Source organism: Streptomyces sp. NPDC025833 (genome assembly GCF_055558055.1).
On sequence record NZ_JBVHNF010000012.1, the window covers coordinates 188,064 to 213,310 of the forward strand.

Sequence of the window (25,247 nt, forward strand, 5' to 3'; positions counted from 1 at the left end):
ACTCAGCGGAGCGTCACCGCTTCGCGGCGTACGACTTCACGTAGCCGGTCGACGGCGAGCCCACGCCCGTCACGTCGTCGTAGCCCTTGACCGCCGACAGCGAGCTGTCCTTGCCCAGGCTGCGGGCCGAGTACAGCAGGCCGTCCTTGGCGTTCAGGCCGTTGGCGAAGTCCACGCGGGCGACCGCCAGGCCGTGGCCGACCGGGTTGTCCGTGACGTCGTGGAAGACGCCCTTCTTGCCGTACAGCGAGTAGATCGCCGGGTTGGCGAAGCCGAGCGCCTTGCCGCCGCGCGCCTCCTGGGCCAGGGCCTGGACCGCCGCGATCACCGGCGCGGCCAGCGAGGTGCCGCCGATGCGGTACTCGCTGTACCGCTCCGTGCCGTCGGGGAAGGTCTGGGTCTGGCCGACCAGGAAGCCCGTGTTCGGGTCGGCGACGGCCGCGATGTCCGGGACGACGCGGTTGCCGGCGGCGCTGTTGGCCGTGGCCAGCGCCTTCGGCACGACGCCCTTCTGGTAGTACGGCTGCGGCACGGTCCTGCTGGTGCCGCCGCCCGCGCCCGAGGTGAACGTGCCGGGGAAGCCGGCCCAGCTCTTGCCGTCGGCCGACAGCGTGGCCTTCTCGGTGCCCCAGCCGGTCTCCCACAGGTAGCCGTCGCCCTTGCCGACGGCCAGCGAGGTGCCGCCGACGGCGGTCACCCACGCCGAGTTGGCCGGGGTGTCGACCTGCTTGACCTTGGTGTTGGCGACCTGGTCGCCGTCGTCACCGGAGGAGAAGTAGAAGCCGATGCCCTGCACCGCGCCGAGCTGGAAGACCTGGTCGTAGGCGGCCGCGAGGTCCGGCGTCTGGTTGGCCTCGACGTCGCCCCAGGAGTTGGAGACGATGTCGGTCAGGTGCTTGTCGACGATTTTGCTCAGCGAGTCGAGCAGGTCGTCGTCGTAGCAGGAGGCCGCGCCCACGTAGGTGACGTCCGCGGCCGGCGCGACCGCGTGCACGGCCTCGACGTCGAGGGTCTCCTCGCCGTACCAGCCCGCCGCGCCGCACTCCTCGGTCTTCGTGTAGTTCTTCGGCAGCACCTGGTGGAGCCGGCCGGTCTTCCAGGCCGCGTCACCGTTCTTCTTCGCGTAGGTGCCCGCGTCGAAGGCGATGGTCGGCGAGGCGTAGGCGTCCGTGATCGCGATCCGGACCTTCTTGCCGGTGTACGCGCCCGCGCCGTAGGCGGCGCGGAGCTGCCTGCCGTTGTAGCCCCGGACCGCGTAAGGGATCTTCCGGCCGTACGCGTCCGGCAGCGTGGTCGCGATCCGCTGGCCGTAGTACGAGGAGAACGGCCCGGCGTTCTTGAACACGGCGTCCGGCGGCGGGAGCTGGTCGTCGTGGTGGGCGATGTGCGGCGCGCTGTCCAGGCCGGTGACGGTGAGGACGGCGCCCTTCAGACCGGCCGGGACGGAAGCCGCCCGCACCGGGGCCCGGTAGGTCTTCGAGCCCTTGCCGAAGTTGTGGAGCTGGGTGGCGAACGCCTTCTCGGCGGCGGCCACGTCACCGGAGACGGCGACGTAGTGCGGGGTTACCGCGGTGACGGTCAGACCGGCCGACTTCAGCCAGGACGTGACCGCGGCGACCTGCGCCCCGGTGGCGCCGAAGCGGGCCTGCGCCTTGCCGGCGCTCAGGTACTTGCCGTAGAGCGGCGAGGCGGGGTCGGACACGGCCCTGGCGTAGGCGGCCAGTCCGGCCGCGTCCTTGCCGGCCAGGTAGACACGGGCCTCGACCCGGGCGTCGTCCGCCGTGGCGCCCTTGTCCGCCCGGGCCGTGGCCCAGAGCGGCCTGGTGCCCTTCAGCACGTCACGGGACGGGCCGTCCGCGGCGTGCGCCGCGGGTATGCCCATCGCCAGCGCGCCGGCGATCATGGGCAGTGTCGCTGCCATGCTCACGCCGGCGCGCACGGTGGCGCGGTTGGATCTCATAGAACCCCCTGCGATGCGGTTCGCATGCACGTAGTGGCTGGTACGTCGCGGCTCCGCGGGCCGGCCCGCGGCGGCGGTGGCCGGCGAATGGATCACACGATGGGGGCCACTCTGGCGATGAACCGTTCATGCCAGGGGAACGCGGAAGTCAAGAGAAGCTCAAGTAGCCGTCGATCGGGGCGAATTGCGCCTTTCGTCCCTTACGGTCGCGTAACGGAACGGCCTGCCGCCTGTTCACGGACGCGGCCGCGCACCCCGCTCCTTCAGCATCCCCGCCATCAGCTCGATCTCCGACTGCTGCGCCTCGACCATGCCCTGCGCGAGCCGTTTCTCCACGCCGACGGCGCACTTGGCGACACAGCCCTCCGCCATGTGGACACCGCCCTTGTGGTGGTCGGTCATGAGCTGGAGGTAGAGCACCTCCGCCCGCCTGCCGTCGAGCGACTGGAGCCTCTTCATCTCGGCGTTCGTCGCCATGCCCGGCATCAGCGCGCCGTCCTGGCCGGCGGGCATGTCGCCCATGCCCATCCAGGTCATCGGCGGATCGGCCGACACCTTCGGCAGCCCCCACAAGTCCAGCCAGCCCAGCATCATCCCGCGCTGGTTGGCCTGCGTCTGCGCGATGTCGTACGCGAGCCGCCGCACCTCCTCGTTCTTCGTGCGGTCCCGCACGATGTACGACATCTCGACGGCCTGCTGGTGGTGGACGGACATGTCCCGCGCGAAGCCGGCGTCGGCCGAGTCCGCGGCCGGCGCGCTCGCGGCGGACGAGCCGCCGTCCTCGGCGACCGCGTAGGTGATCGCGCCGGCCGCGACGAGCGCCGCCGCCGCGGTCCCGGCGACCCAGCCCATGTGGCGCCGGCTCACTTCATGACCCCACCGGTGCAGGAGGCGCCCGGCTCGGGCGTCTGCTGCCCCTGCACGTAGGTGGCGAAGAACTTGTCCACCTCCGGGTCCTTCGCGCTCTTCACCGCCACCTGGTGGCCCCAGGCCGACAGCAGCAGCGGGGCGCCCTGGTTCTCGTACGGGCTCATCAGCGAGTACGGCGTCTTCTTCACCTTCGCCGCGAGCGCGTCGACGTCGGCCTTCGGCACCTTGCCGGTGTACGTCACCCAGACCGCGCCGTGCTCCAGCGCGTGCACGGCGTTCTCGTCCGGCACCGCCTCGGTGTAGACGTCGCCGTTGCAGTTCAGCCAGACCGGGTTGTGGTTGCCGCCGACCGGCGGGTGCATCGGGTACGTCACCTTGCTGGTCACATGGGTCCGGGACAGCTTGCCCGACCAGGTCTTGACCCCGTCCGCACCGGTGGTGAAGTGCCCGGAGTCGCCGGAGCCCTTGCCGTCGCCGCTCGCGGCCGAGTCCGTCTTGTCCTTCTGCGAGTCCACCAGGACCACTCCGCCGACGACGAGGCCGGCGACGACCACCACGGCGGCCGTGATGGAGAGGATCCGGTTACGGCGGTCGCGCGCGCGCTCGGCGCGCCGCATCTCCTCTATGCGCGCCGAGCGCGCCGCGGTGCTGCTGTTCTTGCCGGAACCCATGAGACGTGTCCTTCGGGAAGGGAACGGACGGGGACGGTGGCGCCCGCTGATCGTAGTGCGCGAAGGGCGTGCCGCCGTAGACAGGGCACGGCCACGGATAATTTGAAGCCGGCATGCGCATTATTTACCCTCGGGGGTATGCGTCTGCTGCGCTCCACCGACCTGGCCCTGCGCGTCCTGATGCGCCTGGCCGTGACCGCCGACGCCACGCCCACGACCCGCCAGGTCGCCGCCGACATGAGCGTGCCCTACACGCACACGGCCAAGATCGTCGCCGAACTCCAGCACCTGGGCCTGGTCGACGCCCGCCGCGGCCGGGGCGGCGGCCTGTCGCTGACCCAGCGGGGCCGCACGGCGTCCGTCGGCGCGGTGGTCCGCACCTTCGAGGGCGACGGCGACGTGGTCGAGTGCGAGGGCGCCACCCCCTGCCCGCTGCGCTCCGCCTGCCGTCTGCGCGGCGCCCTGCGCCGGGCCCAGCAGGCGTTCTACGCGGCGCTGGACCCGATCACGGTCTCCGAGATCGTCGACGACCCGACCGGCCCGCTGCTGCTGGGCATCTCCCGCCACCCGCCCGGCACCGCCTGACCGCCACGGGGGCGGGTCCGGCACCCTTGCCCCCGCCGCCCGCGACACGAAGGGGCGCCCCCGCAGCCGTCCGGCCACGGGGGCGCCCCTTCGTATCGGCAGGCAGGCGGGCTCAGCCCCGGGCCAGCCACAGGTCCGGGCCGAACACCTCGTAGTGGATGTCGGCCGGGGCCACGCCCCGTTCGATCAGCATGCCGCGGACCGCGCGCATGAAGGGCAGCGGACCGCACAGGTACGCGCGCGTGCCCGGGAGCACGGTGACGTCGGCCAGGTCGACCAGGCCGGTGCGGTGCTCCGGACCGGCGTCCCGCTCGTAGAAGAAGTGCACGGCGGCGTCCGCCAGCTTGCCGGCGTACGCCTCGTGGTCGGTCCGCAGGGCGTGGTCGGCGGGCGAGCGGTCGCCGTGCAGGACGGTGACCGGGCCCCGGTGACCGGTGGCGGCGAGGTCGGCCAGCATCGCGACCATCGGGGTCACACCGATGCCCGCCGAGGCGAGCAGCAGCGGGGCGTCCGCGCCGGCGTCCAGGACGAGGTCGCCGTACGGCTCGGACAGCTCCAGGACGTCGCCGGGCCGCACGTGCGCGTGGAGGTGGTTCGAGACCTCCCCCTCGGGCGTCGCGCCGCCGGGCACGCGCTTGACGCTGAACTGGCGCAGCGTCCCGGACGGCGCCCCGGACAGGCTGTACTGGCGTATCTGCCGGGCCCCGTCGGCCAGGGTGACGCCGACGGAGACGTACTGCCCGGCGCGGAACCCGGCCACCGGGCCGCCGTCCGCGGGCCGCACCCGGAAGGTGACGACGTCCGCCGTCTCCTCGAACCGCTCGACGACCTCCCACGCGCGCGGGCCGGGGCCGCCGCTCTCCTCGTAGAGCCGCTTCTCGACGGCGATGAGCGCGTTCGCCATCAGCCAGTACACCTCGGTCCACGCGGCGGCCACCTCCGGCGTGACGGCCTCGCCGAGGACCTCGGCGATCGCGGCGAAGAGGTGCTGGTGGACCACCGCGTACTGCCCGGGCGCGACGCCGAGCGAGGCGTGCTTGTGCGCGATCCGGCCCAGCATGGCGTCCGGCCGCTGCTCCGGGTGCTCCAGCAGGTGCGTGGCGAAGGCCGCGATGGAGCCCGCGAGGGCCTGCTTCTGGATGCCTGCGGCCTGGTTGCCCCGGTTGAACAGGTCCCGCAGCAGATCGGGATGGGCGTCGAAGAGCCGGGCGTAGAAGCGCTCGGTGATCTCGCCGATGGCCGCGCCCACGGCGGGCAGGGTGGCGCGGACGGTGGCTGCGGACTGCTCGGTCAGCATCGCGACTCCTAGGAGGACTTGGCTGATCAGCACGCTATGGAAAGTTGCATTTGAGATGCAAATTAAAGGGGAGTGGCGTAGCTCACCACGGGGGGCCGATCGGCCGTTACGGATGGCGGTGCGAGCAGGCAAGATGGGCTGGAGCGCAGTACACCTGCCGTACGGGAGGCGTTCCGGGCGGGGACGCTCGGGCGATCAATGTCCGCAACGCGCGCGAAACGGTGTTGTGGTGGGATGCTCAGGTGCCCGAACGCCTCCCGCGGCGCGGGGGACAGGCGGCCTGACCAGCAAGGATGGGGAAGCGGAAGATGGACAAGCAGCAGGAGTTCGTGCTCCGGACGCTGGAGGAGCGTGACATCCGGTTCGTACGTCTGTGGTTCACGGACGTGCTGGGTTTCCTCAAGTCCGTCGCCGTGGCCCCCGCCGAGCTTGAGCAGGCGTTCGACGAGGGCATCGGCTTCGACGGCTCCGCCATTGAGGGCTTCGCCCGGGTGTACGAGTCCGACATGATCGCCAAGCCCGACCCGTCCACCTTCCAGGTCCTGCCGTGGCGCGCGGAGACCCCCGGCACCGCCCGCATGTTCTGCGACATCCTCATGCCGGACGGCTCCCCGTCCTTCGCCGACCCGAGGTACGTCCTCAAGCGCGCCCTCGCCCGCACCTCCGACCTGGGCTTCACCTTCTACACCCACCCGGAGATCGAGTTCTTCCTGCTGAAGGACCGCCCGCTGGACGGCTCCCGCCCCACCCCGGCCGACAACTCGGGCTACTTCGACCACACCCCGACCAACGTCGGCATGGACTTCCGCCGCCAGGCGATCACCATGCTGGAGTCGATGGGCATCTCGGTGGAGTTCTCCCACCACGAGGGCGCCCCCGGCCAGCAGGAGATCGACCTGCGCTACGCCGACGCGCTCTCCACCGCCGACAACATCATGACCTTCCGGCTGGTCATGAAGCAGGTGGCGCTGGAGCAGGGCGTGCACGCGACCTTCATGCCGAAGCCCTTCTCCGAGCACCCCGGCTCCGGCATGCACACCCACCTCTCCCTCTTCGAGGGCGACCGCAACGCCTTCTACGAGTCGGGTGCGGAGTACCAGCTCTCCAAGGTCGGCCGCTCCTTCATCGCGGGCCTGCTGCGGCACGCGGCGGAGATCTCCGCGGTCACCAACCAGTGGGTGAACTCCTACAAGCGCATCTGGGGCGGCTCCGAGCGCACGGCCGGCGCGGGCGGCGAGGCCCCGTCGTACATCTGCTGGGGCCACAACAACCGCAGCGCCCTGGTCCGCGTCCCCATGTACAAGCCCGGCAAGACCGGCTCCGCGCGCGTGGAGGTCCGCTCCCTGGACTCCGGCACCAACCCGTACCTGTCCTACGCCGTCCTGCTGGCCGCCGGCCTCAAGGGCATCGAGGAGGGCTACGAGCTTCCGCCGGGCGCCGAGGACGACGTCTGGGCCCTCTCCAACGCCGAGCGCCGCGCCATGGGCATCGAACCCCTCCCGCAGAACCTCGGCGAGGCCCTGACCCTGATGGAGAGCAGCGACCTGGTCGCGGAAACCCTGGGCGAGCACGTCTTCGACTTCTTCCTCCGCAACAAGAGGTCGGAGTGGGAGGAGTACCGCTCCGAGGTGACCGCCTTCGAACTGCGCAAGAACCTGCCGGTGCTGTAGGCGCAGGTCAGGCCGGTATCAGGCGCTGATCACCCCGTGTGGCCGACCGCTCGTCGCGGTCGGCCACACGCGTCTCGGTGCCCCTGAGCCGTCCGACACCGAATCGGCGCCCTGACCATGCCGGCCGCCACCGTCCCGCAACGACCATGACGGACCTCACGACTCTGTCCCCTCTGCGACGTGTGCACGCTCGGAACAGAGGACCTGCACGCACGAGCAACCGTCCCGCCGCGCAGTCGCTACGGTGACTGCCGTACGCAGACAGGAAGTTTCCTTGTACGCCTGGCGAGCTGCCCCGCGGAACCGCCCGTCACCGGGTGACCGGGCCGTACCGGCTCGTCTTCTCCGCGCGCCGCTTGCGTGAGAGGGAGTTGTCGTGCTGTTTTCACTCGGGTGGCTTTCCCGCAGATCGGCTGCGTCTTTCGCCGCAATCGCCGGAAGCCTCGTGCTCCTGATAGGCGTGGCCGGTTCCGCGGCGGCTGCCGAAACGGACTGGTCGAATGTCGGCGGGAGCGCGAGGGGGTACTCCGGCATCTATTCGGTGATCATCAACGGCGCCACGTACGAGGTCACCAGAGGTACCGACAACAACGTGTGGTTCCGTTACAACGGGGGCGGCTGGAACCCCCTCGGTGGCGACCAGTCCACTCGGACCACGTCCCCGCCCCGCATCGTCGAATGGCCTGCCGGGCGCGCCATGGTCCTCGTCAGGGGACTCGACGGCGAGATCTGGTACAGCCAGGTCAACAGCGGATCCGCCAACTTCTGGTCCCCTTGGGTTCGCCTCCCGGCCGGCGCCAACGCCATCGGCGCCCCCCTGCCGACGGTCATCGCGGGAGGCCTCTTCATCGATGCGCCGAACCAGTACCGCCAGATCAGCGTGATGAACCTGTACCTCCGCAACGGCGTGGTGACGCCCGTGGGCGGCTGGACCGTGAGCAGCCACGCGGTGCTCTCGACGAACGCGCGGGACATCGAGGGCGACAGCCAGATCGCCGTCTACGGGACGGAGCGCTACGAGGCCGTGATGCGCTCCTTCATCACCGGCACCGACAACCACGTGTGGCGGGTGACGAGCACCGCGAACGGCACGGTCACCGGCGAGACACAGGTGGACAGCGGCGCCGTCTGCGAGAGCGGCGTGGGGGCAGCCAGGCAGGGAAACCAGAACACCGTCGTCAGTCCCGGTCAGCCCGGATACACCGAACAGCAGCGCGTGCTGATCGCCTGCATCGGGCACGACGGATACGTCTGGGAGAGCCTCTCCACGGACGGCGGTCTCCACTTCGGCCCGTGGACGCGCCCGGCGGGTACTCCGGCCCCCTCCCAGGTGACACCGGCCGTCAACGCCACGGCCAACTCCTTCACCATCAACGTCAGGTGGGACGGCACGAGGAGTGGCGCCTTCCCCGACAACTCCTTCGTGGGCAAGCGCATCAACTAGCCTCGATCGTTCATGAGGGCCCGTCAGCCTCGGTTGCCTGGACGTGGTCGGCGGCGGCGTTGAGCCCGTGTGCCGGTGCTGTAGGGCCGGGCGGGCCGGCCGCGGGGGGTGGCCGGCCACCTGGGTCTCACTGCCACGGGTCGGTGAACGACCTGCCGGGCACCGGCTTGGCGATGAGCGCCACGGGGATGAAGAAGTTGACCTGGCCGATGGCGAACATCAGCGTGGCGAACGCCTTGGCCTCGTAGTGCTCGGCTGCCTGCGCGTACAGCTCGTCGGAGACCCTCTCACCGGCCACGGCCGACCGGCGGCCGGGGGAGCCATGGCGCCCGGTGTCCGGTGTCCGGGGCGTGGACGCGGGCCGCCGCCGATGCCATGATCACGGTGGGGCCCGGCGAGGGCCCGGCAGGGAGGGACCATGAGGGTCGGCATCGCCGCGTTCTCCGTTCTGGTGGGGCTGCTCATCGGCGTCTCCGGGGTGGCCGCGATCAGCCGTGGCTGGCTGCTCCCCGTGAACCGGCGCCGGGTGCGCCGGGTCCGCCTCTACGGCTGGGGCCAGGTGGTGGTCTCCTTCGCCCTGTGCTGGCAGGCGGCCCTCCTGTACGCGTTCGACGACCCCGGCGCGCGGGCGCGCGGGAGTTTCGTGGGGAGCGGGCTCCTGGTGGGCGGCGTCCTCCTGCTGGGGGCGAGCCAGTTGACGGGCGGCAGGCGGCGGGGCGGCCGCACCTCCTGACGCTCCGTCCGGAGTCCGAGCCCGACCCGTCGGCCGAGGAGGGGCGTGGACGGTTCCGCGTACGAGACGATGGCGTTCCACCTCCGGACCGAGCGGCTGGTACTGCGGCCGTGGGCCGAGTCGGACGCCGCCGGCCTGAGCGCCCTGCAGAGCGAACGCGGCAACGGGACGCCCACGGTCGAGCACACCCGGGCGCTCATCGCGCGGCAGCTGACCGCGACGGCGGCGACGGGGATCGCCCTGCTGCCCGTCCGGCGCCGCGCCGAAGGCGACTTCATCGGTTACTGCGGGCTCGTCGTCGGCCGCTCCACCCTGGAGGAGCCCGAGATCGCCTACGAGCTGTTCCGGCCACGCGCACGGGCGCGGCTACGCCACCGAGGCGGCCGCCGCGGTGCTCGGCGCCGCCGCGGCGACCGGGCGGCGACGGCTCTGGTCGACCGTCGGCACCTGGAACACCCCCTCGCTCCGCGTCCTGGAGAAGCTCGGGTTCGAGCGGGACCGCGTCACCGTGGAGGACAGCGGTGAAGTGGCGTGGCTGACGCGCTCGTTGCCGTGACGCGGGCGGAGCCCCGGACCGCGCACCCGCGTGACCGGGCCGCGCCCCCGGCGGAGCGCGGCCCGCCGACGGCAGCGGTATCCGGCCACCCCACGTACCCGGCCATCCCACGTACCGGGCCACCCCACGCACGACGGTCACCCCACGCACGACGGGCCACCCCACGCACGACGGCCACGCACGCACGACGAGCGCCCCGCGCCCGCCGGCTACCCCACGTACGCGGGCGACACCGCGGCCGGGCTGATCCGCCGCGGGGCGCCCGAGCCGTCGGCCGGGACCTCGTACAGGTCGGCGCCGTAGTCGCCGGGCAGCGCGTACACGACCGTGCGGGCGTCCCGCCACACCGCCTGGTCGTCCACGCTCCGCGGCTCCGCCAGCGGGGTCTCCCGCATCGTGCGCAGGTCCAGGACGTACAGCCGCCAGGGGGCGTCCTTCGGGAGCCCCGCCACCCGCTTCTTGAACGCGATCCGGGTGCCGTCGGGCGACAGCGACGGGCACTCCACGTTGGTGCGCAGGGTGGTGACCGTACGCGCGCGCAGGTCGCCGCGGACCAGGTACGTCCGGCCCTTCGTCGCCAGCGTCGCGTAGAACGTGCGGTCGTCGCCGGCGAAGGTCACGCCCCAGAAGTTGACGTCCGCCGCCCGGTACGGCCGCCCGTCCCGGACGATCCGGAAGGACTCCAGGGACGGGATCAGCTCCCCGGTGCGGGTGTCCACCACGGACGCCCGCGTGGAGAAGTCCGTGCCGGCGTAGGAGTCACCGCCCACGAACGCCGTCCAGGCCGCGAAGTGCCCGGTGGGGGAGACCCGGGCACGGGAGGGGATGCCGGGCACGTCGTAGCGCTCCAGGGTGTGCAGGCGCGCGTCGAGGACCAGCGCCCGGTAGGTGTCCGAGACCGGGCCGTGCACGGCCTGGAGGCAGACCCCGGTGCCCGCGGCGGTGTGGAACCGCAAGCACTTGACGCCGGAGGCGGTGCGCGGGCCGTCCGGGTCCGCGGCCGGCACGCTCGTCAGCTCGTCCCGGTGCGGTCCCCAGGCCATGTTGCGGAACACCAGGCGCCCGGACCGGTCGAGCGCCACCGCCCCGGACGTCACCCGCGGTCCGCCCGCCTGGGTGTGGTTGCGGCGGTCCGCCCGCGCGGAGGCGTGCAGCACCGAGGCCAGCCCGGCCGCCGCCAGCACGGCGAGGGCCGAGACCAGGATCAGTACACGGTTGCGTACGGTCATGCGGTCACCGTCTCCTCGGGACGCAGGGTGCAGGAGAACGCGGCGCACCCGGCCAGGGCCAGCGCCGCGCCCGCCAGCGCCGCCCGGTCGCCCCACACCGTCCAGGCCGCGCCGAACAGCAGCGAGCAGGCGAACCGGGTCAGCGCCTGCCCGGTCTGCACGAGGGCCAGCCCCGAGGAGCGCAGCGACTCGGGCACGCTGCCGGAGGCCGCCGCCATCAGCACCCCGTCGGTGGCCGCGTAGAACGCGCCGTGCAGGGCCAGCACGAGGTACGGCAGGCCCGCGCCGTGCCAGGAGGTCAGCAGCAGGAGGTAGGCGAGGAGCAGGGCGCCGTGGCCGGCCAGGAACACCGTCCACCGGCCGGCCCGGTCCGCGAGCCGGCCGAGCGGCACCGCCAGCAGCAGGAAGGCGGCGGCCGTGCCCAGCGGGAGCAGCGCGAACCAGCGGTCGGGGACCCCGAGGCGGCGCTGGAGCAGCAGGTACACGAAGGAGTCGCTGACCGTGGCGAGGCCCAGCAGCAGCGCGCAGACGGTGATCCGGCGCAGGCCGCGGCGGCGCAGCAGGGTCAGGGCCGCGCGCAGCGTGGGCCGTTCGGCCGGGGCCGCGCCGCCCCGCCCGCCCGGCACGAACAGGACCAGCACCAGCAGGCCGGCCACGGCGACGCAGAAGCTGACGGTGAACACCGCGTCGTAGCCGTCCACGGTGGCCCGCAGGATCCAGAACGCCACCAGCGGGCCCAGCAGGGCCCCGGCCGTGTCCATCGCCCGGTGCACCCCGAAGGCGCGGCCCCGCGTCTCCGGCGTGCTGGACAGCGAGATCAGCGCGTCCCTGGGCGCCGTCCGCAGCCCCTTGCCCGTCCGGTCGGCGGCCAGCACGAACCCGATCGGGGTCAGCGAGTGCGCGAGCAGCAGCAGCGGTTTGCACACGGCCGAGATGCCGTAGCCGAGCCCGGCGACCCATTTGTGCCGCCCGCCGCCCCGGTCGGCGAAGTGCCCGCCCACCAGGCGTACGAGGGCCGAGAACCCGTTGTAGATGCCGTCCAGCAGGCCGAAGCCCAGCGGGGACAGGCCGAGCCCGGTCACCAGGTACAGCGGCAGCACCGCCGTCACCATCTCCGACGACACGTCGGTGACCAGGCTCACCGTCCCCAGCGCGAGCACGGTCGGCGCGACCGCGGCACGGCGCCGCCCGGCGGGAGGCCGGACGGCACCGTGAGCGGACGTACTGGCACGGCTGTCCGCTACGTACACGTCAGGACGCCCAGATGCCGGTGATGTCCTTGGCGCCGGCCGCGTTGCCCGCGTGCGTGGTCAGCCCCTGGGTGTCCTCCAGGGTGCGCAGCAGGTCGTAGTGGTTGTACGTGGTGGACGAGCCGGCCCCCGGGGTGACGGGCTGGCCGTAGAGCACGGTGGGGATGCGGTTGCCGCTGAGCCGGTTGTCCTCGTCGAAGGTGACGACGAGCAGACTGTTGTGGGTCCTGGCCCAGGACGCGTAGGCGCCGAGGTTGTTCTTCAGCCAGGTGTCGCCGCTGGACACCGAGCAGTCGTGCATGTCGCTGCACAGGTTCGGCACCACGAACGACAGCTGCGGCAGCGTCGAGTAGTCCGTCGGGAACTGCGCGAAGGTCTTCGCGCTCGACGTCGGCACGTTGCCGAAGCCGAACCAGGGGTTGTGCTTGCGCGCGTACTTGCCGCTGCTGCACGTCGTGGAGCCCTGGCTCGGCAGGGTCTCGTTGTAACTGGCCCAGCTCCGCCCGGCGGCGATCATCTCGGAGGCGAGGTTGGGCGCCGAGGAGAAGCCCGGGGTGTAGCAGCTGTCGTCGGTGACGCCCTGCGTGGAGCCGGAGAACAGCGCGAAGTAGTTGGGCTGGCTCGGGTGGGTCTCGGCGTACGCCTGGGACAGGTTGGCGCCCCCCGTCGCCAGCGAGTTGATGTACGGCGCGCTGGAGGACCCGATGACCTGGCTGTACGCGTGGTTCTCGAAGACCACGACGACGACGTGGTCCGGGCTGGGCACGGCGCCCGCGGCGTGCGCGGACCCCTCGCCTACCCCGGTCCACACCCCGACCGCGGCCGCGGCCAGGGCGGCCGCGGCGGCCACGACGGTACGGGCACGGCGGTACACGGAACTGCCGGACACATCAACCTCCGGTGTGGGATGGACGGCTGGCGGTGCGGACAGAGCATGCACACGCCAACATTCCCGCAGCCCACCACGCCCAACCCCGGGGGTGAAGACCGGATGAACGGCGGGTACCTGCGCCTCCATGGCGGACATCCTCATCGGCACCTGTGGCTGGACCGACCCGGCGCTGCTCCGCAGCGGCTGGTACCCACCGGGTCACCGCGACCCCGAGAAGCGCCTGCGCCACTACGCGACCCGCTTCCCCCTGGTGGAAGCGGACTCCGCGTACTACGCCCTGCCGAGTGCCCGCACCACCGCCCTCTGGGCCGAGCGCACGCCGGCCGGCTTCCGGTTCGACGTCAAGGCGTTCTCCCTCCTCACCGGCCACCCCACCCGCCCGGCCGCGCTCCCGGCGGACCTGCGCGGCCGGCCCCGGGACGAGTCGCTGCGCGCCGAGGTCTGGGCCCGCTACGCCGAGGCGCTCGCCCCCCTGCGCGACGCCGGCCGCCTGGGCACGCTCCTCTTCCAGTATCCGCCCTCCCTCGCCCCCGGCCCGGCGGCCGAGGCGTTCCTCCGCACGGCCCGGGAACGCGCCCGTGGCTGGCCGTTCGCGGTGGAGTTCCGCGACCCCGCCTGGTGGCACCCCGGCCGGGCCGGCCGCACGGCCGCCTTCCTCCGCGACCTGGACGCCACGGCGGTGGCCGTCGACACCGTCCAGGGCCTGCCGACGTCCATGCCCCCGCACGCGCCGGTCACCACCGCGCGCCTCTCGGTGGTCCGCTTCCACGGCCGCAGCCCGCACTGGGGCACGGGCGGCAAGGAGGACCGCTTCCGCCACGCCTACACCGAGCCGGAACTCATGGAGTGGCTGCCGCGCGTCCGGGCCCTCGCGGCGGCCGCGGACGAGGTCCACGTCCTGTTCAACAACTGCTGCGGCGACGCGGCACCGAGGGCCGCCGAGACCCTGCGGGCCCTGCTGGGCGGCACCGTCCCCCACCAGAGGCCGGGCACCCGGGAGCCGGAACGGGACTGAGACCCGGCGCGGCGCCGGCCCGCGGGTGCCCGGCCGGATCCCGCGGCGGCCCGGCGGCCCCGGGGGTCCAGACGGGCGCAGGGCCCGTGCGCTCCCCGTGCGGCCGGCCGCGGTGGGTGGGCGGCGCCCGGTGTGACTTCTCGCGCCGTGCGCAGGCGTCCGCGCCCCACCGCGCCCCCCGGGGACCGGGCCGCGCCCGGTCCCTCCGGTTAGGCTCTGGCCAAGGACGACGATGCGAGCCGAGGGGAGTCCGCGGACATGACGCCGGGGCGCAGGAGCAGCACTTTCACCCGTCTGCTGCGGCACGGCTTCACCGACCCCTCCGCCGCCGAACGCCTCCTCGACGGGCCCGAACTGGGCGCCGTCCGCGACGACCCGGTCCTCCTGGAGGCCCTGGGCGCCACCGCCGACCCCGACCTCGCCCTGCACGGCCTGGCCCGCCTCCTGGAGGCCCAGCGGGACGCCACCGCGCACCGCGAACTGCTGGACACCCTCATCGCGGCCAAGCCCCTGCGCGACCGCCTCCTCGGCATCCTCGGCGCCTCCGCCGCCCTCGCCGACCACCTGGCCCGCCACCCCGGCGACTGGCAGGTCCTGGTCACGTACGAGCCGCACGACCTGCACCCGGGCATCGCGGAGTTCGAACGCGGCCTGGCCGGGGCCGCCGACCCGGTCGCCCTGCGCGTCGCCTACCGCCGCTGCCTGCTCTCCCTCGCCGCCCGGGACGTCTGCGGCACCACGGGCGTCGCCGAGACCGCCGCGGAACTCGCCGACCTGGCCACCGCCACCCTCCGCACGGCCCTGGCCCTCGCCGGCCGCGCCGCCCCGGAGGACGCCGCCGCCTGCCGCCTCGCGGTGATCGCGATGGGCAAGTGCGGCGGCCACGAGCTGAACTACGTCTCGGACGTGGACGTGATCTTCGTGGCCGAACCGGCCGAGGGCGTCCCCGAGGCCAAGGCCCTCCAGGCCGCGGCGAGACTGGCCTCGCACCTGATGCGGATCTGCTCCGAGACGACCGTCGAGGGCTCCATCTGGCCGGTGGACGCCAACCTCCGCCCCGAGGGCCGCAACGGCCCGCTCGTGCGCACCCTCATCAGCCACGTCGCCTACTACCAGCGCTGGGCCAAGACGTGGGAGTTCCAGGCCCTCCTCAAGGCGCGCCCGGTGGCGGGCGACGCGGACCTCGGCCAGGCCTACGTCGACGCGCTCGAACCCCTGGTCTGGAAGGCGGCGGACCGCGACAACTTCGTGGCGGACGTCCAGAAGATGCGCCGCCGCGTGGTCGAGAACATCCCCGTGACCGAGATCGACCGCGAACTGAAGCTGGGCCCCGGCGGCCTGCGCGACGTCGAGTTCGCCGTCCAGCTCCTCCAGCTCGTGCACGGCCGCGCCGACCCCGGCCTGCGCAGCGGCAGCACCCTGGACGCCCTCCAGGCGCTCGCCGCCGGCGGCTACGTCGGCCGCGAGGACGCCGCCCGGCTGGACGAGGCGTACCGCTTCCTGCGCCTGCTGGAGCACCGCATCCAGCTCTACCGGCTGCGCCGCACCCACCTCGTCCCCGAGTCGCAGGAGGACCGGCGCCGGCTCGGCCGCTCCCTGGGCCTGCGCTCCGACCCCGCGGCCGAGCTGAACCGCGAGTGGCGGCGGCACACCGGCGTCGTGCGCCGGCTGCACGAGAAGCTGTTCTACCGCCCGCTGCTCGACGCGGTCGCCCAACTCGCCCCGGGCGAGGCCCGGCTGCGCCCCGAGGCGGCCCGCGAACGCCTGGTGGCCCTCGGCTACGCCGACCCGGCCGCCGCCCTGCGCCACCTGGAGGCCCTCGCCTCCGGCGTGACCCGCAAGGCCGCCATCCAGCGCACCCTGCTGCCGGTCCTCCTCGGCTGGTTCGCCGACTCCGCCGACCCGGACGCCGGCCTGCTGAACTTCCGCAAGGTCTCCGACGCGCTCGGCAAGACGCCCTGGTACCTGCGCCTCCTGCGCGACGAGGGCGCGGCGGCCGAGAACCTGGCCCGCGTCCTGTCGGCCGGCCGCCTCGCCCCCGACCTGCTGCTGCGCGCCCCCGAGGCGGTCGCCCTGCTCGGCGACGGCGCCGGGGTGGGCCCGGCGGCGCTGGGCGGCGGCCTCGCGCCCCGCGACCGGACGCAGCTCGAACAGGAGATCCTGGCGGCCGTGCGCCGCGCCGAGGACGCCGTGCAGGGCGTCACCGCCGCCCGCGGCGTCCGCCGCCGCGAGCTGTTCCGCACCGCCGCCGCCGACATCGTCGGCTCCTACGGCACCGAGACCAGCCCCGCCGAGGCCGACCAGGGCGCCCTGGTCGACCGGGTCGGCGCGGCCGTCTCCGACCTCACCAGGGCCACCCTCGCCGGCACCCTGCGCGCCGTCGTCCGGGACGGCTGGGGCGACACCCTGCCCACCCGGTTCGCGATCATCGGCATGGGCCGCTTCGGCGGCCACGAGCTGGGCTACGGCTCCGACGCCGACGTGCTGTTCGTGCACGAGCCGCAGGACGGCGTGGACGAGCACGAGGCGTCCGCCGCCGCCCACAAGGTCGTCGCCGAGATGCGCCGCCTGCTCCAGCTCCCCAGCGCCGACCCGCCGCTGCTCATCGACGCCGGCCTGCGCCCGGAGGGCAAGTCGGGCCCGCTGGTGCGCACCCTGAAGTCGTACGAGGCGTACTACCGCCGCTGGTCCCTGGTCTGGGAGTCCCAGGCGCTGCTGCGGGCCGAGCCGGTGGCCGGCGACGAGGAGCTGGGCCGGCGCTTCGTCGAGCTGATCGATCCGCTGCGCCACCCGGCGGCCGGCCTCTCGGACGAGTCGGTCCGCGAGATCCGCCGGCTGAAGGCCCGGATGGAGTCCGAGCGGCTGCCGCGCGGCGCCGACCCCAAGCTGCACACCAAGCTCGGCCCCGGCGGCCTGTCCGACGTCGAGTGGACCGTCCAGCTGATCCAGCTCCGCCACGCCCACCGCGAGCCGGGCCTGCGCACCACCCGGACCCGCCGGGCCCTGGCCGCCGCCCGCGACGCCGGGCTGCTGGCGGCCGGGGACGCGGAGATCCTGGACGAGGCGTGGGTGCTGGCCACCCGGGTGCGCAACGCGGTCATGCTGGTGCGCGGCCGGGCCGGGGACACCTTCCCGAACGACCCGCGCGAGCTGGCCGCCGTCGGCCGCTACCTGGGGTACGGCGCCGGGCACGCGGGGGACATGCTGGACGCGTACCGCCGGACCGCCCGCCGGGCCCGCGCGGTCATGGAGGAGCTGTTCTACGCGGACTGAGCGGTGCCGGGCGGCCGGCCCGGCCGGGGCAGCGGGTACGGCAGCCTGCCGTACCAGGCCCGGGCCGCCGCGAAGCCGACGCCGAGGCAGAGCACCCCGCCCACCGCGTCCAGCCAGAAGTGGTTGGCCGTGGCGACGATCACCAGGAGGGTGGTCACCGGGTACAGCAGCCCCAGCGCCCGCACCCACGGCACCGACGCCAGCGCGAAGATCGTCAGGCCGCACCACAGCGACCAGCCGATGTGCATCGACGGCATCGCCGCGTACTGGTTCGACATGTGCTTGAGGTCGCCGGAGGCCATCGAGCCCCACGTGTGGTGCACCATCACGGTGTCCACGAACCGCCCGCCGCGCATCAGCCGGGGCGGGGCGAGCGGGAACAGGTAGTAACCGAGCAGGGCCACGCCCGTGGTCGCGAACAGCACCAGCCGGGTCGCCGCGTACCGGCCGGGGTGCCACCGGTACAGCCACACCAGCACCCCGAGCGTCATGACGAAGTGCAGCGTCGCGTAGTAGTAGTTCATCCCCACGATGAGCCAAGTCACCGAGTTCAGGGCATGGTTCACCGTCTGCTCGACGCCGACCCCCAGCGCGTGCTCGACGCCCCGGATCAGCTCCGCGTTGCGCAGCGCGGCGGCCCGCTGCTCCGGTACGGCGTTGCGGACCAGCGAGTACGTCCAGTAACTCACCGCGACCAGAAGGATCTCGAACCACAGCCGCGGCCGGCGCGACGGGCCGGGCCCGTGCTCGTCCGTGACGGACCGCGGACCGGCCACCTCCGCGCGACCATCCGTCGCTGTCACGGTCGAGTCACTCATAGGCGCAAAGTCTGCCAGAAAAGGATTCTTCGGCCGATCATCCCAAGGATGGGTCGAAGGCGCACCTTCTACGACATACGGTGCGCGTGCGGTGCGGAAGCGGTCGAACCGCGCACCACCAGCTCCGGCATGAACACGAACTCGCTGTGCGGCGCCGGGGTCCCGCCGATCTCCTCCAGCAGCGTGCGCACCGCCGCCTGGCCCATGGCCGGCACCGGCTTGCGGATCGTGGTCAGCGGCGGATCGGTGAAGGCGATCAGCGGCGAGTCGTCGAACCCGACCACCGACACGTCCCGGGGGACCTCCAGGCCCCGCTGCCGGGCCGCCCGTATCGCGCCCAGCGCCATCATGTCGCTGGCGCAGACCACCGCCGTGCAGCCCCGCTCCATCAGCGCGTTCGCCGCCGCCTGGCCGCCCTCCAGCGTGTACAGCGAGTGCTGCACCAGCTCCGTCTCCACGGTCCCGGCGTCGAGCCCGAGCCGGTCCTGCACCGCCCGCACGAAGCCCTCGATCTTGCGCTGCACGGGCACGAACCGCCGGGGCCCGAGGGCCAGCCCGACCCGGGTGTGCCCGAGCGAGACCAGGTGCGTCACCGCGAGCGACATCGCCGCGCGGTCGTCGGGGGAGATGAACGGCGCCTGCACCTTCGGCGAGAACCCGTCCACCAGCACGTACGGCACGCCCTGCGCCCGCAGCCGCTCGTAGCGCCCCATGTCCGCCGTGGTGTCCGCGTGCAGCCCGGAGACGTAGATGATCCCCGCGACCCCGCGGTCCACCAGCATCTCGGTCAGCTCGTCCTCCGTCGACCCGCCCGGGGTCTGCGTGGCGAGCACCGGCGTGTAGCCCTGGCGGGTCAGCGCCTGGCCGATGACCTGGGCCAGGGCCGGGAATATCGGGTTCTCCAGTTCGGGCGTGATCAGGCCGACTAGCCCCTCGCTGCGCTGCCGCAGCCGCACCGGGCGCTCGTAGCCCAGTACGTCCAGGGCGGCGAGCACGGACTGGCGGGTGGTGGCGGCGACGCCCGGCTTCCCGTTCAGGACCCGGCTGACCGTCGCTTCACTCACCCCCGCCTGCGCGGCGATGTCGGCAAGCCGTGTGGTCACGCCACTGGACTGTACCGGTCGTATCTCGCCTTGCACACCGGCCGGTCGCCGGGCACGGGCGGGCGCGCGGCCTGCCGTGGGTTGCTGCGTCATCGCGCTCCCTCGGATTCATGCTGGCAAGAGCTTGCAGAGTCTTGCACAAGTGTCGTCCCCGCCGCTCAGCCCCGTCATCACCGGGCCACACCGGGGTCGGCGACCGGTCACGGGCGGGTGACCGCCGTGTCCTCTTGCACTTTTTTTCTGCAAGGTCTTTCGCAACGCTTACATCGCTGTTACGTTCCCAGTCGCCCGGCCGCGGCAACGGCGCAGTCGGCAAGTCGCAGGGGCGGACGGGACCGCTCCCTGCACCACTCGGGCTTGAACCCTCAAGGAGAACTCATGCGGCGTGGCATAGCGGCCTCCGCGCTGGTGGCGTCCCTCGCCCTCACGGCGACGGCGTGCGGCGACAGCGACAGCGACAGCGGGAAGTCGGACGGCCCGGTCACCATCACCTGGTGGGACACCTCCAACGCCACCAACGAGGCGCCCACGTACAAGGCCCTGGTGCAGCGGTTCGAGGCTGCCCACAAGGACATCAAGGTCAAGTACGTCGACGTGCCCTTCGACCAGGCGCAGAACAAGTTCGACACCGCCGCCGGCGCCAAGGGCGCCCCGGACGTGCTGCGCTCCGAGGTCGGCTGGACCCCCGCCTTCGCCAAGAAGGGCTTCTTCCTGCCGCTGGACGGCACCGAGGCCCTCGCCGACCAGGCCGAGTTCGAGCCGAACCTGATCAAGCAGGCCCAGTACGAGGGCAAGACCTACGGCGTCCCGCTGGTCACCGACACCCTCGCCCTGGTCTACAACAAGGCCCTGTTCAAGAAGGCCGGCATCACCGAGGCCCCCAAGACCTGGGACGAGCTGAAGGCCGACGCCGCCAGGATCAAGGACAGGACCGGGGTCGACGGCTACTGGGGCTCCACCCAGGCCTACTACGCCCAGCCCTTCCTGCACGGCGAGGGCACCGACACCGTCGACGCCGCCGCCAAGAAGATCACCGTGGCCTCGGCCGCCGCGAAGAAGGGCTACGGCACCTGGCTGAGCCTGTTCTCCGGCAAGGGCCTGCACAAGGCCGACGCCACCGCCGACGCCTACGCCCACATCCAGGACGCGTTCGTCAACGGCAAGGTCGCCGCGATCATCCAGGGCCCCTGGGAGATCACGAACTTCTACCAGGGCAGCGCCTTCGCGGACAAGGCCAACCTCGGCATCGCCACCGTCCCGGCCGGCTCCAGCGGCAAGGCGGGCGCCCCGACCGGCGGCCACAACCTCTCGGTCTACGCCGGCTCGGACAAGGCCCACCAGGAAGCGGCCCTGAAGTTCGTGAAGTTCATGACCTCGGTGCAGGCCCAGGAGGCCGTCGCCCTGAAGAACTCCACCCTGCCCACCCGCTCCGACGCCTACACCGACAAGGTCAAGGCCGACCCCGGCATCGCCGGCTACCAGGGCGTCCTGTCCGCCGCCCAGCCGCGCCCGGCCCTGCCCGAGTACAGCTCCCTGTGGGGCCCGCTCGACTCCGAGCTGCCCAAGGTCGCCAGCGGCAAGGAGTTGCTGGACAAGGGCCTGGACAACGCGGAGCTGGCCATCTCCAAGCTCGTGTCCGAGTTCAGCAAGTGAGCCCGGGTGGCCGCCGGTTCCTCCCGTGTCCCACGGGGGATCCGGCGGCCACCGCCCCGTGCCCAGCCCAACTCCTTGATCCTTTGAAGGTGTCGAACCATGACAGTCGCCATCGACCGCGCGACCGGCGAGCGCCGCGGTGACCGCGCGCCCCGGCCCGGGCCGGGGCAGCGCATCCGCAACGGCTTCCAGAAATACTGGTACGCCTACGCGATGATCGCCCCGGTGGTCGTCGTCCTCGGCGTCCTCGTGGGCTACCCGCTGGCGAGGGGCTTCTACCTCACCCTCACCGACGCCGACAGCCTGAACTCGGCGCGCACGATCGGCGTCAACCACATCGACGCCACCTACAAGTTCATCGGCCTCGACAACTACCAGGACATCCTGTTCGGCCCGACGGCGTACGACCGGTTCTGGTCGCACTTCCTGTGGACCGTGTTCTGGACGGTCGCCTGCGTGGCCCTGCACTACTCCATCGGCCTCGGCCTCGCGCTCATGCTCCAGCAGAAGCTGCGCGGCCGCACCGCCTACCGGCTGCTGCTCGTCCTGCCCTGGGCCGTGCCGACCTTCGTCACCGTCTTCTCCTGGCGGATCATGCTCGCCGACTCCGGCGTGCTCAACCAGCTCCTCGGCGCGCTCCACCTGCCCCAGCCGGAATGGCTGGAGGACACCTTCTGGCAGCGGTTCGCCGCGATCATGGTGAACACCTGGTGCGGTGTGCCGTTCATGATGCTGTCCCTGCTCGGCGGCCTGCAGTCCATCGACTCCACGCTCTACGAGGCCGCGGAGATGGACGGCGCGAGCGCCTGGCAGCGCTTCCGGCACGTCACCCTGCCCGGCCTGCGCGCGGTCAGCTCCACCGTCGTGCTGCTCGGCGTCATCTGGACCTTCAACCAGTTCGTCATCATCTTCCTGCTGTTCGGCAAGAACTCCGCCCCGGACGCCCAGATCCTCGTCACCTGGGCCTACCAGCTCGGCTTCGGCCAGCAGCCGCGCGACTTCGCCCAGTCGGCCGCGTACGGCGTGCTGCTGCTGTCGATCCTGACCGTCTTCACCTCCTTCTACTTCCGCTGGCTGAAGCGCAATGACCAGTTCGCCGTCTGACGCCGCAGGAGCCGCCGCCATGAGCACCACGACCCTGGACACGACCGCCACCGCCCCCGAGCCCGCCCCCGAGGCCGCGTCCCGGCGGCGCGTGCGCCGGCGCGGCGAGCGCGGCCCGCTCGGCGCCGCCCTCCTGCACGGCGGACTCGCCGTCGCCGGCCTCATCGCCCTGGCCCCGGTGGCCTGGCTGTGCTACCTGTCCCTCGGCCCGGACAAGGAGGACTACCTCCACCCGGGCGGCATCGCGGGCAAGGCGACCTTCTCCAACTACGGCTTCGTGCTCCGGCACACCGGGTTTCTCGACTGGTTCAGGTCGACGATGATCGTCGCCCTCGGCACCACGCTCATCGGCGTCCTGGTGGCCGCCACCACCGGCTACGCGGTCTCCCGCATGCGCTTTCCCGGCTACAAGCAGCTGATGTGGGTCCTGCTGCTCACCCAGGCGTTCCCGATCGCCATCCTGATCGTGCCGATGTACGAGATCTTCAGCGACCTCGGCCTCATCGACACCTACTGGGCGCTGATCGTCGTCAACTGCTCCACCGCCATCCCGTACAGCGCCTGGCTGCTCAAGGGGTACTTCGACACCATCCCCTTCGAGATCGACGAGGCCGGGCGCGTGGACGGGCTCAGCCCCTTCGGCACCTTCTTCCGGCTGATCCTCCCGCTGGCCCGCCCGGGCCTGGCGGTGGCCGCCTTCTACACCTTCATCACCGCCGTCGGCGAGGTCGCGTTCGCGACCACCTTCCTGCTGGACGACTCCAAGTACACGTTCGCCGTCGGTCTGCAGACCTTCGTCAGCGAGCACGACGCCCAGTGGAACTACATGGCCGCCACCGCGGTGCTGATCGCGATACCCGTGACGGTGTTCTTCTACCTCGTGCAGAAGAACCTCGTCACCGGCCTCACCGCAGGCGGCACCAAGGGCTGACGCCCGCCGGAGCGGGACCCCCGCGCGCCGCGTCGCGCGGGTGGGCGGGCCGCGGTGTCCATCCGACCCCGCAGTCACCGCGGTCCGCCCCGCAGCCGTCCCCCCGGCGCCGCCGCCCACCGTCCGCCCACCACGAACCAGACACGTACCAAGGACGCCATGAGCCAGCAGCACTCCGCCGCACCGGCCCGCCACACCGCCGCGACCGTCGCCGACCGCCGCGACTGGTGGCGGGACGCGGTCATCTACCAGGTCTACCCGCGCAGTTTCGCCGACGGCAACGGTGACGGCATGGGCGACCTCGAAGGCGTACGCTCCCGCCTGTCCCACCTGCGCGACCTCGGCGTCGACGCGGTGTGGCTCAGCCCCTTCTACGCCTCCCCGCAGGCCGACGCCGGCTACGACGTCGCCGACTACCGGGCCGTCGACCCGATGTTCGGCAACCTGCTCGACGCCGACGCGCTCATCCGCGACGCGCACGGGCTGGGCCTGCGCGTCATCGTGGACCTGGTCCCCAACCACTCCTCCGACCGGCACGAGTGGTTCAAGCGGGCCCTCGCCGAGGGCCCCGGCTCCCCCCTCCGGGAGCGCTACCACTTCCGGCCCGGCAAGGGGCAGGACGGCGAACTCCCGCCGAACGACTGGGAGTCCATCTTCGGCGGCCCCGCCTGGACCCGGGTGACCGAACCGGACGGCACCCCGGGCGAGTGGTACCTGCACCTCTTCGCCCCCGAGCAGCCCGACTTCAACTGGGACCACCCGGCGGTCGCCGACGAGTTCCGCTCCATCCTGCGCTTCTGGCTGGACATGGGGGTGGACGGCTTCCGCATCGACGTCGCGCACGGCCTGGTCAAGGCGGCGGGCCTGCCGGACCTCGGCTCCCACGACCAGCTCAAGCTGCTGGGCAACGACGTCATGCCGTTCTTCGACCAGGACGGCGTGCACGCGATCTACCGGCAGTGGCGCACCGTCCTCGACGAGTACGCGGACGCGATGGGGCCCGCAGCGCCCGCCGCGGAAGGGCGGGGACGGGAGACCGGCGGGCGGATCTTCGTCGCCGAGGCGTGGACCCCGACCGTGGAGCGCACCGCCCGCTACGTCCGCCCGGACGAGCTGCACCAGGCGTTCAACTTCCAGTACCTGGCGACGGAGTGGGACGCCGGGGAGCTGCGCGCGGTCATCGACCGCACGCTCTCGGCCATGCGGCCGGTCGGCGCCCCCGCCACCTGGGTGCTGTCCAACCACGACGTCACCCGGCACGCCACCCGCTTCGCCAACCCGCCGGGCCTCGGCACCCAGATCCGCACGGCCGGCGACCGCGAGCTGGGCCTGCGCCGCGCCCGGGCGGCCACCCTGCTGATGCTGGCCCTGCCCGGCTCGGCCTACCTCTACCAGGGCGAGGAGCTGGGCCTGCCGGACGTCGTGGACCTGCCCGACGAGGCGCGCCAGGACCCGGCGTACTTCCGGGGAGCCGGCCAGGACGGCTTCCGCGACGGCTGCCGGGTGCCGATCCCGTGGACCCGCGAGGGCTCCTCCTACGGCTTCGGCAGCGGGGGCAGCTGGCTGCCGCAGCCGTCCGCCTGGGCCGGGCTGAGCGTTCAGGCGCAGACCGGCGTCCCCGGCTCGACGCTGGAGCTGTACCGCTCGGCGCTGCGGCTGCGCCGGTCCCAGCCGGACCTGGGCGCGGGTGACGCGGTGGAGTGGCTGCGGGCGCCCGAGGGCGTCCTGGCCTTCCGGCGGGGCGAGTTCGTGTGCGTCGCGAACACCACCGGCGAGTCCGTGACGATCCCGGCGCACGGCCGCGTCCTGCTCGCCAGCGACGAGGTGACCGAGGCGGACGGCGAGGCGAAGCTGCCGGCCGACACCACGGTCTGGTGGTCGACGGCCGTCTGACGGTCCGCCCGGGAGTTCTTGCGACGGCTTCCCCACGGCCCGCTGCCTTTCGGGCGGCGGGCCTCTACCATCTGCGTCACCGCAAGTTTCCGCAAGCGCAGAACCCTCTCCGCGGCGGTCACCCTCACGGCCGCCGGCCTGGTTGGCATGAACCCAACAAGCACGGCGGCCTCGCCGCCCGGCACCAAGGACGTCACCGCCGTCCTGTTCGAGTGGAGGTACGCCTCCGTGGCCAGGGAGTGCGCCGGTGTCTTCCACGCGGGCAAGTCCGGCCGCTGACCGCACCCCTCCGGTGCAAGC

The 25,247-nt window shown here is 72.6% G+C and carries 20 protein-coding genes and 2 pseudogenes; 12 read left to right on the top strand and 10 right to left on the bottom strand.

Going from position 1 to position 25,247, the window contains the following annotated elements; translation table 11 throughout:
• Nucleotides 1–13: 13 nt before the first annotated feature.
• The 3 genes from ACZ4K2_RS22765 to ACZ4K2_RS22775 all read right to left on the bottom strand — a co-directional run bounded on the left by ACZ4K2_RS22765 (nucleotide 14) and on the right by ACZ4K2_RS22775 (nucleotide 3,501).
• Nucleotides 14–1,960 carry a S53 family peptidase gene (locus ACZ4K2_RS22765; RefSeq protein ID WP_467469141.1) on the bottom strand — a complete coding sequence of 649 codons (1,947 nt, stop codon included), beginning with the start codon at nucleotides 1,958–1,960 and terminating at the stop codon, nucleotides 14–16.
• 234 nt (nucleotides 1,961–2,194) lie between these two features.
• Nucleotides 2,195–2,812, bottom strand: a complete 618-nt coding sequence (locus tag ACZ4K2_RS22770) for a DUF305 domain-containing protein (RefSeq protein ID WP_467469713.1) — start codon at nucleotides 2,810–2,812, stop codon at nucleotides 2,195–2,197.
• Between the two features lie 11 nt (nucleotides 2,813–2,823).
• The gene (locus tag ACZ4K2_RS22775) at nucleotides 2,824–3,501 is read right to left on the bottom strand and encodes a DUF3105 domain-containing protein (RefSeq protein ID WP_467469143.1); all 678 of its coding nucleotides are present in this window, start codon (nucleotides 3,499–3,501) and stop codon (nucleotides 2,824–2,826) included.
• Between the two features lie 138 nt (nucleotides 3,502–3,639).
• On the opposite strand from ACZ4K2_RS22775, the gene ACZ4K2_RS22780 reads away from it, so the two are divergent.
• On the top strand, nucleotides 3,640–4,086 hold the full coding sequence (locus ACZ4K2_RS22780; RefSeq protein WP_467469145.1) for an RrF2 family transcriptional regulator: 447 nt from the start codon (nucleotides 3,640–3,642) through the stop codon (nucleotides 4,084–4,086).
• A gap of 112 nt (nucleotides 4,087–4,198) precedes the next feature.
• On the opposite strand, the gene ACZ4K2_RS22785 is transcribed toward ACZ4K2_RS22780, so the two are convergent.
• Nucleotides 4,199–5,383: a globin domain-containing protein gene (locus ACZ4K2_RS22785; RefSeq protein WP_467469715.1), complete on the bottom strand. Its 1,185-nt coding sequence runs from the start codon at nucleotides 5,381–5,383 to the stop codon at nucleotides 4,199–4,201.
• A gap of 308 nt (nucleotides 5,384–5,691) precedes the next feature.
• On the opposite strand from ACZ4K2_RS22785, the gene glnA reads away from it, so the two are divergent.
• Together glnA and ACZ4K2_RS22795 are read left to right on the top strand one after the other, a co-directional pair.
• Complete coding sequence (glnA, locus tag ACZ4K2_RS22790) at nucleotides 5,692–7,053, top strand: type I glutamate--ammonia ligase (protein ID WP_467469147.1); 1,362 nt, start codon at nucleotides 5,692–5,694, stop codon at nucleotides 7,051–7,053.
• 541 nt (nucleotides 7,054–7,594) lie between these two features.
• The gene (locus tag ACZ4K2_RS22795) at nucleotides 7,595–8,497 is read left to right on the top strand and encodes a hypothetical protein (protein ID WP_467469149.1); all 903 of its coding nucleotides are present in this window, start codon (nucleotides 7,595–7,597) and stop codon (nucleotides 8,495–8,497) included.
• Nucleotides 8,498–8,624: 127 nt separating this feature from the next.
• On the opposite strand, the pseudogene ACZ4K2_RS22800 reads toward ACZ4K2_RS22795, so the two are convergent.
• A pseudogene (locus ACZ4K2_RS22800) lies at nucleotides 8,625–8,789 on the bottom strand (carboxymuconolactone decarboxylase family protein); the annotation flags it as partial.
• A 126-nt stretch (nucleotides 8,790–8,915) separates the two neighbouring features.
• Here ACZ4K2_RS22800 and ACZ4K2_RS22805 point away from each other — a divergent pair.
• Together ACZ4K2_RS22805 and ACZ4K2_RS22810 are read left to right on the top strand one after the other, a co-directional pair.
• Complete coding sequence (locus tag ACZ4K2_RS22805; RefSeq protein ID WP_467469151.1) at nucleotides 8,916–9,230, top strand: hypothetical protein; 315 nt, start codon at nucleotides 8,916–8,918, stop codon at nucleotides 9,228–9,230.
• A 69-nt stretch (nucleotides 9,231–9,299) separates the two neighbouring features.
• Nucleotides 9,300–9,786 (top strand): annotated as a pseudogene (locus tag ACZ4K2_RS22810) (GNAT family N-acetyltransferase).
• A 209-nt stretch (nucleotides 9,787–9,995) separates the two neighbouring features.
• Here the strand turns inward: ACZ4K2_RS22810 and ACZ4K2_RS22815 are convergent.
• The 3 genes from ACZ4K2_RS22815 to ACZ4K2_RS22825 are packed head-to-tail and all read right to left on the bottom strand — an operon-like array spanning nucleotide 9,996 to nucleotide 13,154.
• Nucleotides 9,996–11,015: a TolB family protein gene (locus tag ACZ4K2_RS22815; protein ID WP_467469153.1), complete on the bottom strand. Its 1,020-nt coding sequence runs from the start codon at nucleotides 11,013–11,015 to the stop codon at nucleotides 9,996–9,998.
• Complete coding sequence (locus ACZ4K2_RS22820) at nucleotides 11,012–12,265, bottom strand: MFS transporter (protein ID WP_467469155.1); 1,254 nt, start codon at nucleotides 12,263–12,265, stop codon at nucleotides 11,012–11,014. The genes ACZ4K2_RS22815 and ACZ4K2_RS22820 overlap by 4 nt, the downstream gene beginning before the upstream one ends.
• Nucleotide 12,266: 1 nt before the next feature.
• Nucleotides 12,267–13,154: an alkaline phosphatase family protein gene (locus ACZ4K2_RS22825; RefSeq protein ID WP_467469156.1), complete on the bottom strand. Its 888-nt coding sequence runs from the start codon at nucleotides 13,152–13,154 to the stop codon at nucleotides 12,267–12,269.
• 127 nt (nucleotides 13,155–13,281) lie between these two features.
• Between ACZ4K2_RS22825 and ACZ4K2_RS22830 the strand changes: the two genes are divergently transcribed.
• Both ACZ4K2_RS22830 and ACZ4K2_RS22835 read left to right on the top strand, forming a co-directional pair.
• Nucleotides 13,282–14,172, top strand: a complete 891-nt coding sequence (locus ACZ4K2_RS22830) for a DUF72 domain-containing protein (protein ID WP_467469158.1) — start codon at nucleotides 13,282–13,284, stop codon at nucleotides 14,170–14,172.
• A gap of 258 nt (nucleotides 14,173–14,430) precedes the next feature.
• The gene (locus ACZ4K2_RS22835; RefSeq protein WP_467469160.1) at nucleotides 14,431–17,445 is read left to right on the top strand and encodes a bifunctional [glutamine synthetase] adenylyltransferase/[glutamine synthetase]-adenylyl-L-tyrosine phosphorylase; all 3,015 of its coding nucleotides are present in this window, start codon (nucleotides 14,431–14,433) and stop codon (nucleotides 17,443–17,445) included.
• On the opposite strand, the gene ACZ4K2_RS22840 is transcribed toward ACZ4K2_RS22835, so the two are convergent.
• Nucleotides 17,433–18,263, bottom strand: a complete 831-nt coding sequence (locus ACZ4K2_RS22840) for a phosphatase PAP2 family protein (protein ID WP_467469162.1) — start codon at nucleotides 18,261–18,263, stop codon at nucleotides 17,433–17,435. The genes ACZ4K2_RS22835 and ACZ4K2_RS22840 overlap by 13 nt on opposite strands.
• A 68-nt stretch (nucleotides 18,264–18,331) precedes the next feature.
• Nucleotides 18,332–19,366, bottom strand: a complete 1,035-nt coding sequence (locus ACZ4K2_RS22845; RefSeq protein ID WP_467469164.1) for a LacI family DNA-binding transcriptional regulator — start codon at nucleotides 19,364–19,366, stop codon at nucleotides 18,332–18,334.
• A gap of 378 nt (nucleotides 19,367–19,744) precedes the next feature.
• On the opposite strand from ACZ4K2_RS22845, the gene ACZ4K2_RS22850 reads away from it, so the two are divergent.
• The 5 genes from ACZ4K2_RS22850 (at nucleotide 19,745) to ACZ4K2_RS22870 (ending at nucleotide 25,226) form a co-directional block, all read left to right on the top strand.
• Entirely contained in the window at nucleotides 19,745–21,019 is a 1,275-nt protein-coding gene (locus ACZ4K2_RS22850; protein WP_467469166.1) for an extracellular solute-binding protein, read from the top strand.
• Nucleotides 21,020–21,118: 99 nt separating this feature from the next.
• Entirely contained in the window at nucleotides 21,119–22,123 is a 1,005-nt protein-coding gene (locus tag ACZ4K2_RS22855; protein WP_467469167.1) for a carbohydrate ABC transporter permease, read from the top strand.
• Between the two features lie 19 nt (nucleotides 22,124–22,142).
• A complete protein-coding gene (locus tag ACZ4K2_RS22860; protein WP_467469169.1) occupies nucleotides 22,143–23,054 on the top strand; it encodes a sugar ABC transporter permease in 912 nt (303 codons plus the stop codon).
• Between the two features lie 159 nt (nucleotides 23,055–23,213).
• Nucleotides 23,214–24,947, top strand: coding sequence for a glycoside hydrolase family 13 protein (locus ACZ4K2_RS22865; RefSeq protein WP_467469171.1), 1,734 nt, complete (start codon nucleotides 23,214–23,216; stop codon nucleotides 24,945–24,947).
• A gap of 147 nt (nucleotides 24,948–25,094) precedes the next feature.
• Entirely contained in the window at nucleotides 25,095–25,226 is a 132-nt protein-coding gene (locus tag ACZ4K2_RS22870) for a hypothetical protein (RefSeq protein WP_467469738.1), read from the top strand.
• The last annotated feature ends 21 nt before the right edge of the window (nucleotides 25,227–25,247 follow it).

Bases quoted from the DNA above. Each gene is read 5' to 3' on its own strand.
- ACZ4K2_RS22765 (WP_467469141.1), bottom strand. From the start codon at position 1,960: ATGAGATCCAACCGCGCCACCGTGCGCGCCGGCGTGAGCATGGCAGCG.
- ACZ4K2_RS22770 (WP_467469713.1), bottom strand. From the start codon at position 2,812: ATGGGCTGGGTCGCCGGGACCGCGGCGGCGGCGCTCGTCGCGGCCGGC.
- ACZ4K2_RS22775 (WP_467469143.1), bottom strand. From the start codon at position 3,501: ATGGGTTCCGGCAAGAACAGCAGCACCGCGGCGCGCTCGGCGCGCATA.
- ACZ4K2_RS22780 (WP_467469145.1), top strand. From the start codon at position 3,640: ATGCGTCTGCTGCGCTCCACCGACCTGGCCCTGCGCGTCCTGATGCGC.
- ACZ4K2_RS22785 (WP_467469715.1), bottom strand. From the start codon at position 5,383: ATGCTGACCGAGCAGTCCGCAGCCACCGTCCGCGCCACCCTGCCCGCC.
- glnA (WP_467469147.1), top strand. From the start codon at position 5,692: ATGGACAAGCAGCAGGAGTTCGTGCTCCGGACGCTGGAGGAGCGTGAC.
- ACZ4K2_RS22805 (WP_467469151.1), top strand. From the start codon at position 8,916: ATGAGGGTCGGCATCGCCGCGTTCTCCGTTCTGGTGGGGCTGCTCATC.
- ACZ4K2_RS22815 (WP_467469153.1), bottom strand. From the start codon at position 11,015: ATGACCGTACGCAACCGTGTACTGATCCTGGTCTCGGCCCTCGCCGTG.
- ACZ4K2_RS22830 (WP_467469158.1), top strand. From the start codon at position 13,282: ATGGCGGACATCCTCATCGGCACCTGTGGCTGGACCGACCCGGCGCTG.
- ACZ4K2_RS22835 (WP_467469160.1), top strand. From the start codon at position 14,431: ATGACGCCGGGGCGCAGGAGCAGCACTTTCACCCGTCTGCTGCGGCAC.
- ACZ4K2_RS22840 (WP_467469162.1), bottom strand. From the start codon at position 18,263: ATGAGTGACTCGACCGTGACAGCGACGGATGGTCGCGCGGAGGTGGCC.
- ACZ4K2_RS22850 (WP_467469166.1), top strand. From the start codon at position 19,745: ATGCGGCGTGGCATAGCGGCCTCCGCGCTGGTGGCGTCCCTCGCCCTC.
- ACZ4K2_RS22855 (WP_467469167.1), top strand. From the start codon at position 21,119: ATGACAGTCGCCATCGACCGCGCGACCGGCGAGCGCCGCGGTGACCGC.
- ACZ4K2_RS22860 (WP_467469169.1), top strand. From the start codon at position 22,143: ATGAGCACCACGACCCTGGACACGACCGCCACCGCCCCCGAGCCCGCC.
- ACZ4K2_RS22865 (WP_467469171.1), top strand. From the start codon at position 23,214: ATGAGCCAGCAGCACTCCGCCGCACCGGCCCGCCACACCGCCGCGACC.
- ACZ4K2_RS22870 (WP_467469738.1), top strand. From the start codon at position 25,095: ATGAACCCAACAAGCACGGCGGCCTCGCCGCCCGGCACCAAGGACGTC.